The organism is Nocardioides sp. P5_E3 (assembly GCF_054049275.1).
The window spans coordinates 163,023-177,498 of record NZ_JBFUMR010000010.1; the positions used below are offsets into that span (position 1 = coordinate 163,023).

Consider the following 14,476-nt stretch of genomic DNA (forward strand, 5'->3'; position numbering starts at 1 on the left):
TGAGGTGCGTGGAGGTGCGTGGGTCAGGAGACCCAGGTGCGCCAGCCGAAGCCGTTGGCCAGGTACTTGGCGTCGGCCTTGACCGTGAACGACCAGTACCAGGTGCCGCCGCGGCGGGGCAGCCGGACCTTGTACTTGCCCTTCTTGTCGGTCTTGATCGTCTTGAACTTCTTGTAGCCCTTCTTCTCCTTCTTGGAGACCTGGATGACGATCTTCTTCTTGGCGTAGTCGGGCGTGACCTTGCCCTTGATCACGAAGCCGGAGCTGGGGCGGGTGATCTTGCGCGCGACGCCGATCGTGAAGGGCGCGGACTCGCTGGGCGTGTAGTTGTCGCCGTAGGTGCCCTGGTCGGGGTCGGTGAAGCCGCTGTAGACGACCTTGTAGGCGGTGTTCATCTGCGGCTTGACGTCGTAGAACGACGCGTAGGTGTTCTCCGCGTTGGCGACCGGGACCCACGCGGCCGAGCCGGCCTCCTGCGCCATCAGCGTGACGGTGCCGTCGGCGCTGCCGGGGGAGTATCCGTCGGAGCTGGCCAGGTCGACCGAGACGTAGAAGTCGTCGCCGTACTCGACCTGGGCGGCGCTCGGCGTCGCGACGATGGTGGTGGTCCAGGTGTCGGCCGCCTGGCTGGGCGCGGCGATGGCGATCGGCGTGAGGCCGAGCAGTCCGGCACTGACGGTGCCCGCGATGAGACGAGTGGTGCGCATGTCCCCGTTGTTCCTCTCAGGAGAAAGATCTGGCCGCCCGGCAACGCCGGGCGTTGAGGTGGTGCTACCCCTGAGCCGCACAGGACAAACCCCTCGTCCCCCGCGCGCCCGTGTCCGGCAGCCCCCGTAGACTTTCATCCTCCCCCACCCTCTGCCCATGTGGGGGCTCTTCCGCGTGCTCTCGAAGGGATCCCCGGTGCCGTCCACGCCCCTCGCCGCCGTCGCCAAGCGTGTCGTCGCCACCCCGACCCTGGGTGGTGCGCTCGCCGACGCCGCGGTGCAGTCCTCCCTCGACCTCACCGGGCCCGGCGCCGTGCGGCCCTTCGTGGTGCACGGACTGGTCGAGCGCGGGCGCACGGTCCTGGCCGTCACCGCGACCTCGCGCGAGGCGGAGGACCTCGTCGAGGAGCTCGCCGACCTCGTCGACCCCGATGCCGTCGCCTACTACCCGAGCTGGGAGACGCTGCCCCACGAGCGCCTCAGCCCCCGCAGCGACACCGTCGGCCGCCGGCTGGCCGTCCTGCGGCGCCTGCGCCACCCCGGCACCGACGCCGCCAACGGTCCGCTCAAGGTCGTCGTCGCGCCCATCCGCAGCCTGCTGCAGCCCCAGGTCGCCGGCCTCGCCGACATCGAGCCGGTCGAGCTGGAGCCGGGTGACACCCGGCCCCTCGACGAGGTCGTGCGCGGCCTGGCCGACGCGGCCTACAGCCGGGTCGACATGGTCGAGCGCCGCGGCGAGTTCGCCGTCCGCGGCGGGATCGTCGACGTCTTCCCGCCCACCGAGGAGCACCCCCTGCGGGTGGAGTTCTGGGGCGACGACGTCGAGGACATCCGCTCGTTCTCGGTCGCCGACCAGCGCACCGTCGAGACGGTGGCCCGGCTGTGGGCGCCGCCGTGCCGCGAGCTGCTGCTCACCGACGACGTACGACGCCGCGCCGCCGAGCTGGGCCAGGCGCACCCGCAGCTGCTCGAGCTCACCGACAAGATGGCCGCCGGCATCGCCGTCGAGGGCATGGAGTCGCTCGCGGTCGCGCTGGTCGACTCGATGGAGCTGCTCGTCGACCTGATGCCCGCCGACACCACCGTGCTGGTCCTCGACCCCGAGCGCGCCCGCACCCGTGCGCACGACCTGGTCGCGACGAGCGAGGAGTTCCTGGGCGCCTCGTGGGCCGCTGCCGCCGGTGGCGGCACCGCCCCGATCGACCTCGGCGCTGCGTCCTACCGCGAGATCGCCGACGTGCGGCTGCACGCCCTCGGCCTCGGCCACGCGTGGTGGACGGTCAGCCCCTTCGGCATCGACACCGGCGACGGGCCCGACACGGGTCTCGACACGACCGAGAGCAGCGCGGTGCCGAGCCGGACCCTGCCCACGCACCCCGCCGAGGCCTACCGTGGCGACCTGCAGCAGGCCGTCGACGACATCCGTGGCTGGATCACCGAGGGGCGCGACGTCGTGGTCGTGCACGCCGGGCACGGACCGGCCGAGCGGTTCGTCGAGCTGCTGGGGGAGAACGACATCGCCGCCCGCCTCGTCGAGGAGGGCGACACCGCGGGGCCCAACGTCGTGACCGTGACCTGCGGCCACCTGGTGCACGGCATCGTCGACGACGAGGCGCAGGTCGCCGTCGTCACCGGCGACGACCTGTCGGGGCAGAAGACGTCCACCCGCGACATGCGCAAGATGCCCGCGCGGCGCAAGAAGCAGATCGACCCGCTCGAGCTCAAGGCCGGCGACTACGTCGTGCACGAGCAGCACGGGGTCGGCCGCTTCGTCGAGATGAAGCAGCGCGAGATCGGTGGCGCGGTGCGCGAGTACCTCGTCCTGGAGTACGGCCCCAGCAAGCGTGGTGGGCCCAACGACATGCTCTACGTCCCGGCCGACACGCTCGACCAGGTCACCCGCTACGTCGGCGGCGAGAACCCCAGCCTCGACCGCCTCGGTGGCGGCGACTGGACCAAGCGCAAGAACAAGGCGCGCCGTGCGGTCCGCGAGATCGCGGCCGAGCTGATCAAGCTCTACGCCGCCCGGCAGGCGACCAAGGGCTACGCCTACGGTCCCGACACGCCGTGGCAGCGCGAGCTCGAGGACGCGTTCCCGTTCACCGAGACGGTCGACCAGCTGACCACGGTCGACGAGGTCAAGGCCGACATGCGCCGGGTCGTGCCGATGGACCGGCTGGTCTGCGGCGACGTCGGCTACGGCAAGACGGAGATCGCGGTGCGGGCGGCGTTCAAGGCGGTGCAGGACGGCAAGCAGGTCGCCGTGCTGGTGCCCACGACGCTGCTCGTCACACAGCACCTCTCGACGTTCTCCGAGCGGATGAGCGGCTTCCCGGTGGTCATCAAGGGCCTCTCGCGCTTCCAGACCGACAAGGAGGCCAAGGAGGTCGTCGCCGGCCTGGGCGACGGGTCGATCGACATCGTCGTCGGCACCCACCGCCTGCTCAACCCCGACATCAAGGTCAAGGACCTCGGCCTGATCATCGTCGACGAGGAGCAGCGCTTCGGTGTCGAGCACAAGGAGCAGATGAAGCGGATGCGCACGTCGGTCGACGTGCTGTCGATGAGCGCCACGCCGATCCCGCGCACGCTGGAGATGGCGGTCACCGGCATCCGTGAGATGTCCACGATCACCACCCCGCCCGAGGAGCGGCACCCGGTCCTCACCTATGTCGGCGCCTACGAGGACCGTCAGGTGGTCGCGGCCTTGCGCCGCGAGCTGCTGCGCGAGGGCCAGGTCTTCTACATCCACAACCGGGTGCAGTCGATCGAGAAGGCCGCAGGTCGGATCAAGGAGCTCGTGCCGGAGGCTCGCGTCGCGACTGCCCACGGCCAGATGAACGAGCGCCAGCTCGAGCAGGTGATGCTCGACTTCTGGGAGAAGCGCTTCGACGTCCTCGTCTGCACGACGCTGGTGGAGTCGGGCCTCGACGTCTCCAACGCCAACACCATGATCATCGAGCGCTCGGACACCCTCGGCCTCTCGCAGCTGCACCAGCTGCGCGGTCGCGTCGGCCGCTCGAGGGAGCGCGCCTACGCCTACTTCCTCTACCCTGCGGAGAAGCCGCTGACCGAGACCGCCCACGAGCGGCTCGCGACGCTGGCCCAGCACTCCGACCTCGGCGGGGGCATGGCCATCGCGATGAAGGACCTCGAGATCCGCGGCGCAGGCAACCTGCTCGGTGGCGAGCAGTCGGGCCACATCGCCGACGTCGGCTTCGACCTCTACGTCCGCCTGGTCGGCGAGGCGGTCGCCGACTTCAAGGGCGGCGCCGAGGAGGAGCTCGCCGAGGTCCGCATCGAGCTCCCGGTCGACGCCCACCTCCCGCACGACTACATCCCGAGCGAGCGGCTGCGCCTCGAGATCTACAAACGGCTGGCCGAGGTGCGCACCGACGCCGACGTCGACGAGGTCCGCGTCGAGCTGCTCGACCGCTACGGCAACCCGCCCGAGGTCGTGGAGTCGCTGCTCGTCGTGGCGCGCTTCCGGGCCCGGTGCCGCCAGGCCGGGGTCCGGGAGGTCACGGTGGCCGGCAAGTACGTCCGGTTCGCACCGGTCGACCTGCCCGAGTCGCGCGTCGTACGACTCCAGCGGCTGCACCCGAAGAGCGTCGTCAAGGCGCCGGTCAGCACCATCCTCGTGCCGCGGCCGCAAGGGACCGGCTTCCCCGTGCGCCCGGTCGCGGGCGTGGCCCTGCTTGAATGGGCCCGCGCCGTGATCGACGATGTGGTCGATCCGCCCGCGCCCGCGCCCAGCCCGGCCTGACCAGCGTCGACCAAGGAGTGACCCCGTGAGCAAGACCCGCCTGATGACGGCTGCGACGACGGCCATCGCAGGACTGCTGCTGACCGGATGCGGCAGCGCCAACCCCGGTGTCGCGGTCAAGGTCGGCGACGAGGAGATCTCGGCGCGCCACGTCGACGAGGTGACGTCCAACTACTGCACGGCGGTGGGCGAGCTCGAGTCCGCGGTGCCGATGGGCTTCGTGCGCCAGTACGTCGTCCAGCTGCTGACGCTGCGCTCGCAGGCCTCGCAGATCGCCGACGACTACGGCGTCGAGCCGGGCACGACCTACTTCACCGACGTCGCCCAGCGGCAGGACACCGCGAGCACCAAGCCCGAGGAGGTCCAGGACGACTACGTCGAGCTGGCCTCGACGTCGGCCTACGCCCAGGACATCCTCGACCAGGTCGGCCGGATCGTCCTGGAGGACCAGGGCGTCACGGACCCGACGGCCGAGCAGACCACCCAGGCCGGCATCGACGTCTTCAACCAGTGGCCCAACACGCACGACCTCGAGATCGACCCGCGCTACGGCCTGCGCAGCGTCGACGGCGTGCTGTCCCCGGTCGACACCAGCACCTCGGTCGCGGTCGGCGACACCGCCAAGGCGGGCATGTCGACCGAGCCCGACCCGGCGTTCGCCGAGACGCTGCCGGTCAACCACCGCTGCGGCTGAGGCCATGACCGCCCCTGCTCCCAGGAGCTCGGCGATGGAGGACTTCGCCGACCAGATGCGGGTCCTCCAGCGCGAGTGCGCCTGGAAGCGGGAGCAGACCCACACCTCGCTGATCCCCTACGTGCGCGAGGAGGCCGAGGAGGTCGTCGAGGCGATCGAGTCGGGCGACCCGGCCGCGTTGTGCGACGAGCTGGGCGACCTGCTGCTGCAGGTCGTCATCCACGCGGTCATCGCGGAGGAGGCGGGCGACTTCACCCTCGACGACGTGGCCCGCGGGGTCATCGCCAAGATGGAGCGGCGCAACCCCCACGTCTTCGGTGACGCCGTGGCGACCGACACCGCCGAGGTGATGCGGCTGTGGAACGCCGCGAAGGCCGCTGAGAAAGCGGAGAAGGCCGAGAAGGCCGATAAGGCTCGACAGGGTTGATCGGCCGGCCGGAGCCCGAACGTCATGGGGAGTGGTCGCTCCGGCCACCGTGGGCCATGACGTCCTCGGCCGCGGCCCGGAGCCGGTCGGTGTCCATCACGTCGCGTGCCACCATCGCACCGAGGGACAGCTGGGTCGGCTCCGGGACGAAAGCGTCGACGTAGGTCTCGTCGAGGCGACCGGTCGCGGTGACCATGGCCACCGCGTCGACGTAGGTCGCACGCAGGTCCTCGAACCTGCACCGCAGCGACCGCCCGGGCTGGACGAGGACGTCGGTGGCCAGCGCGACGAAGGCTCCCATGCGGTCGACCAGGACGCCGACGTCCGCGCCACGGTCGACCAGGTCGCCGACCAGGCGCACGTGCTCCTCCGCCATCGCGACCACCAGGTCGCCCGGATCGGATCCCCGGGCGGGGAGGCGCAGGCTGTGGGGCGGCTGGAAGTGGACGTCGCCCGGGGCGTCGATCGCCCACGACGTGGGATCGGCCCGCCACTGCGACGGCAGCGAGCCGAGCTCGCGGCGGAACGCGCGGCTGAAGACGTCGTAGCCGCGGAACCCGCACTCGGCCGCGATGACCTGGAGGGGCCGGTCGGTCGTGGCCACGAGGTGGGCCGCCCGCTCGAGGAGGAGACGGTCCCGGAACCGCGCCGGCGACTCGCCCGCCATCGCGTGGCGTACCCGCTCGCCCGCCGGGTCGGTCTCGTCGGCGGTCGCCCGGGCGACGAAGGCGCGGAGCAGGTCGGCGGGGAGCTCGTCGGGGAGCTCGTCGGGGAGCGGCACCCGGCGCAGGCTAGCCGCGCCCACGGACACCCCGGCGACGTACGCGTCGTGCGTGGCTAGGCTGGCGGTTGCCCACGAGATCCCTCAGACGTTCCCCACCAGGAGTCCTGCCATGTCGATCATCTCTGCCGTCGGTGCCCGCGAAATCCTCGATTCGCGCGGCAACCCCACCGTCGAGGTGGAGGTGCTGCTGGACGACGGAGCGTTCGGCCGGGCGGCCGTGCCCAGCGGCGCCTCGACCGGCGCCTTCGAGGCGGTGGAGCTGCGCGACGGCGGCAAGCGCTACCTCGGCAAGGGCGTGCAGAAGGCCGTCGACGGCGTCATCGACTCGATCGCCGGTGCGGTCGTCGGCCTCGACGCCGACGACCAGCGCCTCGTCGACCAGACGATGCTCGACCTCGACGGCACGGCCAACAAGGCCAAGCTGGGCGCCAACGCGATCCTCGGCGTCTCGCTCGCCACCGCCAAGGCTGCCGCCGAGTCGGCCGGCCTACCGCTCTTCCGCTACGTCGGCGGGCCCAACGCCCACCTGCTGCCCGTGCCGATGATGAACATCGTCAACGGTGGCGCGCACGCCGACTCCAACGTCGACGTCCAGGAGTTCATGATCGCGCCGATCGGCGCCGCCACCTTCCGCGAGGCCCTCCAGCACGGAGCGGAGGTCTACCACGCCCTCAAGTCGGTGCTGAAGAAGAAGGGCCTCTCGACCGGCCTCGGCGACGAGGGCGGCTTCGCCCCGGACCTCGAGAGCAACCGCGCCGCGCTCGACCTGATCGCCGAGGCCGTCAAGGCCGCCGGCTTCACCCTCGGCACGGACATCGCGCTGGCGATGGACGTCGCCGCCAGCGAGTTCTTCGAGAAGGGCTCCTACACCTTCGAGGGCAAGAAGGTGAAGACCGACGCGATGGTCGACTACTACGCCGACCTCGTCGCCAACTACCCGATCGTCTCCATCGAGGACCCGCTCGACGAGGAGGACTGGGACGGCTGGAAGGCGATCACCGACGCCCTCGGCACGCAGGCCCAGCTGGTGGGCGACGACCTGTTCGTCACCAACGTCGAGCGCCTGCAGCGCGGCATCGACGGCGGCCAGGGCAACGCCATGCTGGTCAAGGTCAACCAGATCGGCTCGCTCACCGAGACCCTCGACGCCGTCGAGCTGGCCCACCGCGCCGGCTTCCGCAACATGATGAGCCACCGTTCCGGGGAGACCGAGGACACCACGATCGCCGACCTCGCCGTGGCCACCAACTGCGGCCAGATCAAGACGGGCGCACCCGCTCGTTCGGACCGCGTCGCGAAGTACAACCAGCTCCTCCGCATCGAGGACGAGCTGGGTGACGCGGCTCGCTATGCCGGCCGGGGTGCCTTCCCGCGATTCGGCGGCTGAGCAGGCACACTTGCCTGCATGCCTTCCCAGCGCCGCACTCCTCGGGCCGGGCCCGGCGGATCGCGCGGCCCGCGGCAGGGCTCCAGCACGCACCCCGGCGCCCGCGGCTCACGGCCGCGGACAGCCGGGACGCGTACGACGTCCGCACGCACCGCTGAGCCGGTCGCCGCGACCTCGCGTCCGGCCGCCCGGCGCAGCGCCGCGCGTCGACCCCGCTTCACGGGCCGGGCCGCGGTGCTGGTGCTGGTGCTCGCGGTGCTGACCGTGTCCTACGCGTCGTCGCTGCGGGCCTACCTGCAGCAGCGGTCCCACATCGGCGACCTCAAGGTGCAGATCGCCGAGCGCGAGGCCAGCATCAACGACCTCGAGCGGGAGAAGAAGCGCTGGGACGACCCGGCCTACGTCAAGGCACAGGCCCGCGCGCGGTTCGGCTACCTGATGCCCGGCGAGGCCGGCTTCGAGGTGATCGGGCCCGATGGCGAGCCGCTCGAGGCGCAGGCCTCGCTCAACGACCCCGACGACGTGATCAAGACCGTGCCCACGGCCTGGTGGACGTCGGCGTGGGAGTCGATGGAGCTGGCCGGAAACCCGCCCCCGCCCGAGGAGGAGCCGGTCGACCTCGTCGACGGGACCAAGCAGTGAGTGACGAGACCCCCCGCGAGACCCCCCGCGACAATGCACGCATCGACGCAGCCGACGAGGCCGTGATCCGCGCCCAGCTCAAGCGGCGCCCCCGCGGCATCGACTCGATCGGCCACCGGTGCCCCTGCGGCAACCCCGACGTCGTGACCACCGAGCCGCGGCTGCCCAACGGCACACCGTTCCCGACGACCTTCTACCTCACCTGCCCCCGTGCGGCCTCGCGCATCGGCACCCTCGAGGGCACCCACGTGATGAAGGAGATGCAGGAGCGTCTCGGCACCGACGAGGAGCTCGCCGCGGCCTACCGCGCGGCGCACGAGCGCTACCTCGAGTTCCGCGCCGAGGTGGGGGAGCGGGCCGGGCTCGACGTCCCCGAGATCGACGGCATCAGCGCCGGCGGCATGCCCGACCGGGTCAAGTGCCTCCACGTCCTCGCCGGCCAGTCGCTCGCCATGGGGCGCGGGGTCAACCCGCTCGGCGACGAGGTCCTCGACCGGCTCGGCGACTGGTGGGCGTCGGGGCCGTGCGTCGAGCAGCCGCCTGCACCATGACCCGATGAGCAACCCCGAGGCGACCGTCGCGGCCATCGACTGCGGGACCAACTCGATCAAGCTGCTCATCGGCACCGTGCGCTACGACGGGCAGCTCGACGTGGCGCTGCGGGACTCCCGCGTCGTACGCCTCGGGCAGGGCGTCGACCGCACGGGCGTGCTGGCCGACGAGGCGCTGGAGCGCACCTTCGCGGCGATCGACGAGCTGGCCGGGATGCTCCGCGACCACGGCGTCCTGCCCGAGCGGGTCCGCTTCTGCGCGACGTCGGCGACCCGTGACGCGAGCAACGCAGCCGTCTTCGCCGAGGGCGTACGCCGTCGCCTGGGCATCGAGCCGGAGGTGCTGTCCGGCGACGAGGAGGCCGCGCTGGTCTACGCCGGCGCGATCGCCGCACAGGTCCCGATGCCGCCCGAGCCGGTGCTCGTCGTCGACATCGGCGGCGGGTCCACCGAGCTGGTGCTCGGGCAGGGCGGCGACCGGCAGGCGGTGTCGATGGACATCGGGTCCGTCCGCCTCCACGAGCGTCACCTCCACACCGACCCGCCGACCGCGGAGGAGGTCGCGGCGTGCGTGGCCGACATCGACCGCCACCTCGACGACTCCGGGATCCCGGTCGACCGCGCCCGCACCGTCATCGGCACCTCCGGCACGATCAAGACGATCGCGTGCGGGGTCCTGGGCCTGGCTTCCTACGACCGCGAGGTCTTCGACCAGGCCGTGCTGCCCAACGCCGCCACCGCGTCCTTCGTCGACGACCTGCTCGCGCTGACGGTCGAGGAGCGGCGCGCGCTGCCCTACATGCACCCCGGACGTGCCGACGTCATCGGCGCGGGCGCCCTCATCTGGAGCCGCATCCTCGACCGGGTACCGGTGATCGAGCACGTGGTCTCCGAGGCCGACATCCTGCACGGCATGGCCGCCGCGATCGCCCGATGAGCGAACCGGTCCTCCTCCCGCACCCGGTCGTGGGAGGCGCCTTCACCAGCCCAGTCGCTCCCGGCACCGGCTGGCCCGACGACCCGGCGGCCGCGGAGACCCCGGTCGCGCGCGACGCCGACGACGTACGACGACTCGCGCCCGACGTGCCGCTGGCCGAGCTCGACGCCCGGGTGAGCGTGTGCGCGGCGTGCCCCCGGCTGGTGGCGTGGCGCGAGGGCGTCGCGGTCGAGAAGCGGGCGTCGTTCGCCGACCAGCCCTACTGGGGGCGCCCGATCTCCGGCTGGGGCGACCCCGAGCCCTCGCTGCTGATCGTCGGGCTGGCCCCCGCCGCCAACGGCGGCAACCGCACCGGGCGGATCTTCACCGGCGACCCGAGCGCCGACTGGCTCTTCGCCAGCCTGCACCGCACCGGCTGGGCGGTGCAGGAGACCAGCCAGCACGCCGGCGACGGCCAGCGCCTCGTCGACGCGCGGATGGTCGCGACCGTGCGCTGTGCCCCGCCCGAGAACAAGCCCACCGCGGTCGAGCGCGACACGTGTGCCCCGTGGATCGCCGCGGAGCTGGCCCTGCTGCCGACGGTGCGGGTCGTCGTCGCGCTCGGCTCGTTCGGCTGGGACGGCGCCGTGCGCTCGCTGGTMGCCGCGGGGGCGCCCGCGCCGTCGACGCGGCCGAAGTTCGGCCACGGTGCGGAGGTCGCCCTGGGGGACGTCACGCTGGTCGGCTGCTACCACCCGTCGCCGCACAACACGTACACCCGACGGCTGACGCGGGAGATGACGGACGACGTCTTCGTGCGCGCGAGGGCGCTGACAGAATGATCCGGTGACCCTCCACGCCATCACCGTCCTCGGCCACGACCGCCCCGGCATCATCGCCGAGACCACCGACAAGCTCGCCGGGCTGGGCCTCAACCTCGAGGACTCGACGATGACCCTGCTGCGCGGTCACTTCGCGATGATGCTGGTGTGCGAGGGCTCGGCCGCCGATGCCGAGATCGAGCAGGCCCTGGCGCCGCTCACCGCCGACGGCAGCCTCACCGTGACCGTCCGCGAGGTGCCTGCCGGGCGCTCGGAGGCCGGCGACGCGACAGCGTGGGTGCTGTCGGTCCACGGCGGCGACCGCCCCGGCATCGTGTCCGCGGTCGTCGGGGTGATCGCGGGGGTCGGCGGCAACATCACCGACCTCACCACCCGCCTGGCCGGCGACCTCTACCTGCTCGTCGCCGAGGTCGACCTGCCGGCCGGGGCCGACGTGGCCGCCGTCGAGGGCGAGCTGTCCCGCGTCGCGGCCGACCTCGGCGTCGGGGTCACGCTGCGCGCCGCCGAGACCGACGAGCTCTGAGCGCGCCCGGATGAGCCTCAACCCCCGGGTCCTGGAGTGGACCGAGACCGACCTCGGCATGGCCGGGGAGCTGCGCGAGGTCGTCCGCGCCCCTGCCGCCGTCCTGTCGACGCCCGGCCAGACGGTCGACCCGACCTCGCCCGACGTCGTACGCCTCGCCGCCGACCTCGTCGCCACCATGCGCGTCTCGCCGGGCTGCGTCGGGCTCGCCGCGCCGCAGGTCGGGGTGGGCGCCAAGGTGTTCTGCGTCGACGTGTCCGAGCACCCCAAGACCCGCGACCACCACGGCACCTTCGTGCTGTGCAACGCCGAGGTCGTCTCCGGCAGCCGCAACGAGAAGGCGCGCGAGGGCTGCATGTCGGTCCCCGACTTCACCGGTGACGTGAAGCGCCCCAGCCGCGTCGTCGTACGCGGCCAGCTGCCCGGCACCGGCGAGGAGGTCGAGATCGAGGCGGAGGCCTTCGAGGCGCGGGCGCTGCAGCACGAGATCGACCACTGCGACGGGCTGCTCTTCCTCGACCGCGCGGCGGGCGCGCACGCCGTCTACGCTCGCAAGACGTACCTCTGACCTGGCTCCCAGGTCGCTGCCCCGGTATCCCAACCGGTAGAGGAAGCGGTCTTAAAAACCGCACAGTCTGGGTTCGAACCCCAGCCGGGGCACTATCGAGCAAGGGGGACGACGATGCGCGTACGACGACTGGCCGGGGTCGCGTGCCTGGTGGCGGCCGCACTCGCGCCTGGAGCGGCGAGCGGCCACGCGGCCGGCGCCACCTGTGACGGGCGCGCGGCCACCATCGTGGGGACCGACCGGGACGACGAGCTCACCGGGACGCCCGGGGACGACGTGATCGCCGGTCTCGCCGGCCAGGACACCATCGACGGCGGTGGGGGGAACGACGTCCTGTGCGGCGACGCGGGCGCCGACGTCGTGATCGGCGGCCCGGGCTCGGACCGTCTCTTCGGCGGCGACAACGGGCTCGTGCCGCAGTTCGAGGACGCGCCCTCGCCGGTCGGGGACACGCTCGTGCCCGGGCCAGGCGACGACCTCGTCGACCTCGGCGCCAACACCGTCGTCGCCGGGGACTACAACTCGGCCGACACCCTCGACCTGACCGACGCGGCCGCCGGCGTCACGCTCGACCTCGTCGCCGGCACCGCGGTCGGCGAGGGCACGGACGTCGTCGTCGTACCGGCGCCGGCGAGCTCCGAAGGTCCTGCGGTGGAGGTGCTCGGCTCGGTGCACGCCGACCGGATCCTCGGCACCGAGGGCAACGACCACCTGGTCGGCCAGGGTGGAGGGGACTGGATCGAGGGCCGGGGTGGGGACGACCTCGTCATGAATGCGTGGGACGAGTACTCCCCGACTCCCGGTGAGGACGCCGACGACCACTTCGACGGCGGCCCGGGCGCGGACTTCGTCGACTCCACGGGCGGCACGGACACGCTGCTGGGCGGCGAGGGTGCGGACCACGTGCGCAAGTCGGGCGGCGCGACGACCATCGACGCCGGTCCGGGGCGCGACGAGGTCGAGGTCTACCTGTCGGGAGGCCGGCACACCGTCACCGGTGGAGATGGCCGCGACCACGTCTCGCTCGCCGTGCTCCGCAGCTTCGGCCGCACGCGCGGAGTCCTCGACCACCGCGCGGAGCTGTTCCGCGTGCGCCACGCGAACGGCCGCCGCACCCGGGCCGTCGTGTCGTCGGCGGAGCAGGTCACCATGCCGCACAACGCCGGACGGTGGACCTACCTCGGCACCCCGGGGGACGACCGCGTCGGGGGCGGGGCGGCGTACACCGCACGCGGCCGCGGGGGCGACGACGTCCTCATCGGGTCGTACGCCGACGACGTGCTGCTGGGCGGCAAGGGGCGGGACCGGGTCGTCGGCGGGCGCGGCGAGGACCGCTGCCGCGGCGAGGAGCTGGTCGGATGCGAGCTGCGGGGCGCATCCTGAGAAGTTGCTGTGACGGGAACAGCGCGCCCTCCGCCCACGTTTGAACCCATGTCACCCCGGCTAGAGTGAGGTGACACGACAGGCGTCGTCACCGCGACGACGTCGACCCTCCGGAACCTCCGGAGGCGGCCTCCAAGGAGAGACCATGAAAAGCAACAACCCCGTCTTCGCCCGTTCCGAGGAGTTCAACCGAGCCTCCTCCAACTCCTACGGCAACCAGACCTACGCCGCCGGCGGCTCGTCCTACCCCGGTTACGGCGACGCCGGCACCGACCCCTCGACCTGGGGCACCGGCACGCCCGGCCAGGTCGACCAGGGCCGGATGACGGTCGACTCGGTCGTCCAGAAGACAGCCATCTCGATCTTCCTCGTGTTCCTGACCGCCGCCGCCACGTGGTGGTGGATCGGTGACGTCGTGGACGTCAGCGGTGTCGACCAGGACGCCTACAGCAGGGCGCTCACCCTGTCGATGCTCGGTGCCGGTGGAGCGTTCCTGCTGTCGCTGGCGAACTCCTTCAAGCGCGTCATCAGCCCTGCGCTGGTCCTGGCCTTCGCGGCCGCGGAGGGCGTGGCCCTCGGTGCGATCAGCAAGGTGTTCGAGGCGCAGTTCGAGGGCATCGTCATCCAGGCCGTGCTCGGCACCTTCGCCGCCTTCATCGGGACGCTCGCCGCCTACAAGTTCTTCGAGATCAAGGTCGGCAACAAGTTCCGCACGTTCGTCATCGCCGGCATGTTCGGCATGGTGGGCCTCGGCCTGCTGTCGCTGGTGCTGAGCTTCTTCGGCATCAACACCGGCCTCTACGGCAACGGCATGCTGGGCCTGGTGTTCGCGCTCGCCGGCCTGGTGTTCGGAATCTTCATGCTGATCCTCGACTTCGACTTCGTGGAGAACGGCGTCGCCGCCGGCCTTCCCGAGCGCGAGTCGTGGCGTGCGGCCTTCGGCCTCACCGTGAGCCTGGTCTGGATCTACACCAACCTGCTCCGGATCCTCGCGATCATGCGGGGCGACTGATCCAGCTGGTCCACTGATCCACTTCGCCGGCCCGCTCGAGCTCAGCTCGGGCGGGCCGTCGGTATGTCGGGAGCGGTGGCCCACCCACGTTCCGCAGGCTGGGAATGTCGCTCAGGCACCGCCAGCGGCAGCCGAGTCGGCCGAGGGGTCCTCGACCGCGTCCTCGTGCTCGCCCGGCGACTCGGCGTCGGTCGAGGGCCGGCGACGGCGGTGCCGGAGCTCGACCCAGCGGCCGCGGAGGCCACGCTGGGTGCCGCCGACCTCGGTGCCGTCG

At 72.0% G+C, this 14,476-nt stretch carries 14 protein-coding genes and 1 tRNA gene; 13 read left to right on the forward strand and 2 right to left on the reverse strand.

Annotated elements, in window-relative coordinates; genetic code table 11:
- Window positions 1-23 precede the first annotated feature (23 nt).
- Window positions 24-707, reverse strand: a complete 684-nt coding sequence (locus ACXJKB_RS08650; protein WP_457187369.1) for a hypothetical protein — start codon at window positions 705-707, stop codon at window positions 24-26.
- A 157-nt stretch (window positions 708-864) separates the two neighbouring features.
- Here ACXJKB_RS08650 and mfd point away from each other — a divergent pair, with 157 nt between their 5' ends.
- The 3 genes from mfd to ACXJKB_RS08665 are packed head-to-tail and all read left to right on the forward strand — an operon-like array spanning window position 865 to window position 5,594.
- Window positions 865-4,473, forward strand: a complete 3,609-nt coding sequence (gene mfd / locus ACXJKB_RS08655) for a transcription-repair coupling factor (RefSeq protein WP_457187371.1) — start codon at window positions 865-867, stop codon at window positions 4,471-4,473.
- A 25-nt stretch (window positions 4,474-4,498) separates the two neighbouring features.
- Window positions 4,499-5,167, forward strand: coding sequence for a hypothetical protein (locus ACXJKB_RS08660; protein ID WP_457187373.1), 669 nt, complete (start codon window positions 4,499-4,501; stop codon window positions 5,165-5,167).
- A 4-nt stretch (window positions 5,168-5,171) separates the two neighbouring features.
- Window positions 5,172-5,594: a MazG nucleotide pyrophosphohydrolase domain-containing protein gene (locus ACXJKB_RS08665; protein WP_457187375.1), complete on the forward strand. Its 423-nt coding sequence runs from the start codon at window positions 5,172-5,174 to the stop codon at window positions 5,592-5,594.
- A gap of 22 nt (window positions 5,595-5,616) precedes the next feature.
- On the opposite strand, the gene ACXJKB_RS08670 is transcribed toward ACXJKB_RS08665, so the two are convergent.
- The gene (locus tag ACXJKB_RS08670; RefSeq protein ID WP_457187377.1) at window positions 5,617-6,375 is read right to left on the reverse strand and encodes a helix-turn-helix domain-containing protein; all 759 of its coding nucleotides are present in this window, start codon (window positions 6,373-6,375) and stop codon (window positions 5,617-5,619) included.
- A 112-nt stretch (window positions 6,376-6,487) separates the two neighbouring features.
- Here ACXJKB_RS08670 and eno point away from each other — a divergent pair, with 112 nt between their 5' ends.
- From eno to ACXJKB_RS08720, 10 genes are all read left to right on the forward strand, one after another.
- Window positions 6,488-7,765 carry a phosphopyruvate hydratase gene (gene eno / locus ACXJKB_RS08675; protein WP_457187379.1) on the forward strand — a complete coding sequence of 426 codons (1,278 nt, stop codon included), beginning with the start codon at window positions 6,488-6,490 and terminating at the stop codon, window positions 7,763-7,765.
- 18 nt (window positions 7,766-7,783) lie between these two features.
- Entirely contained in the window at window positions 7,784-8,407 is a 624-nt protein-coding gene (locus ACXJKB_RS08680) for an FtsB family cell division protein (RefSeq protein ID WP_457187381.1), read from the forward strand.
- 41 nt (window positions 8,408-8,448) lie between these two features.
- Window positions 8,449-8,958, forward strand: a complete 510-nt coding sequence (locus ACXJKB_RS08685) for a DUF501 domain-containing protein (RefSeq protein WP_457187400.1) — start codon at window positions 8,449-8,451, stop codon at window positions 8,956-8,958.
- A gap of 4 nt (window positions 8,959-8,962) precedes the next feature.
- Window positions 8,963-9,895 carry a Ppx/GppA phosphatase family protein gene (locus tag ACXJKB_RS08690; RefSeq protein ID WP_457187383.1) on the forward strand — a complete coding sequence of 311 codons (933 nt, stop codon included), beginning with the start codon at window positions 8,963-8,965 and terminating at the stop codon, window positions 9,893-9,895.
- On the forward strand, window positions 9,892-10,716 hold the full coding sequence (locus tag ACXJKB_RS08695) for a uracil-DNA glycosylase (protein ID WP_457187385.1): 825 nt from the start codon (window positions 9,892-9,894) through the stop codon (window positions 10,714-10,716). Before ACXJKB_RS08690 ends, ACXJKB_RS08695 begins: the two co-directional genes overlap by 4 nt.
- 4 nt (window positions 10,717-10,720) lie before the next feature.
- The gene (locus ACXJKB_RS08700; RefSeq protein WP_457187386.1) at window positions 10,721-11,239 is read left to right on the forward strand and encodes a glycine cleavage system protein R; all 519 of its coding nucleotides are present in this window, start codon (window positions 10,721-10,723) and stop codon (window positions 11,237-11,239) included.
- Between the two features lie 10 nt (window positions 11,240-11,249).
- Window positions 11,250-11,807 carry a peptide deformylase gene (def, locus tag ACXJKB_RS08705; protein ID WP_457187388.1) on the forward strand — a complete coding sequence of 186 codons (558 nt, stop codon included), beginning with the start codon at window positions 11,250-11,252 and terminating at the stop codon, window positions 11,805-11,807.
- Window positions 11,808-11,825: 18 nt separating this feature from the next.
- Window positions 11,826-11,899, forward strand: a tRNA-Leu gene (locus ACXJKB_RS08710).
- 22 nt (window positions 11,900-11,921) lie between these two features.
- Complete coding sequence (locus ACXJKB_RS08715) at window positions 11,922-13,190, forward strand: calcium-binding protein (protein ID WP_457187390.1); 1,269 nt, start codon at window positions 11,922-11,924, stop codon at window positions 13,188-13,190.
- 145 nt (window positions 13,191-13,335) lie between these two features.
- A complete protein-coding gene (locus ACXJKB_RS08720) occupies window positions 13,336-14,202 on the forward strand; it encodes a Bax inhibitor-1/YccA family protein (protein WP_457187392.1) in 867 nt (288 codons plus the stop codon).
- The last annotated feature ends 274 nt before the right edge of the window (window positions 14,203-14,476 follow it).

Coding starts and splice junctions, on each gene's coding strand:
- ACXJKB_RS08650 (WP_457187369.1), bottom strand. CDS start 707: ATGCGCACCACTCGTCTCATCGCGGGCACCGTCAGTGCCGGACTGCTC.
- mfd (WP_457187371.1), top strand. CDS start 865: ATGTGGGGGCTCTTCCGCGTGCTCTCGAAGGGATCCCCGGTGCCGTCC.
- ACXJKB_RS08665 (WP_457187375.1), top strand. CDS start 5,172: ATGACCGCCCCTGCTCCCAGGAGCTCGGCGATGGAGGACTTCGCCGAC.
- eno (WP_457187379.1), top strand. CDS start 6,488: ATGTCGATCATCTCTGCCGTCGGTGCCCGCGAAATCCTCGATTCGCGC.
- ACXJKB_RS08680 (WP_457187381.1), top strand. CDS start 7,784: ATGCCTTCCCAGCGCCGCACTCCTCGGGCCGGGCCCGGCGGATCGCGC.
- ACXJKB_RS08690 (WP_457187383.1), top strand. CDS start 8,963: ATGAGCAACCCCGAGGCGACCGTCGCGGCCATCGACTGCGGGACCAAC.
- def (WP_457187388.1), top strand. CDS start 11,250: ATGAGCCTCAACCCCCGGGTCCTGGAGTGGACCGAGACCGACCTCGGC.
- ACXJKB_RS08715 (WP_457187390.1), top strand. CDS start 11,922: ATGCGCGTACGACGACTGGCCGGGGTCGCGTGCCTGGTGGCGGCCGCA.
- ACXJKB_RS08720 (WP_457187392.1), top strand. CDS start 13,336: ATGAAAAGCAACAACCCCGTCTTCGCCCGTTCCGAGGAGTTCAACCGA.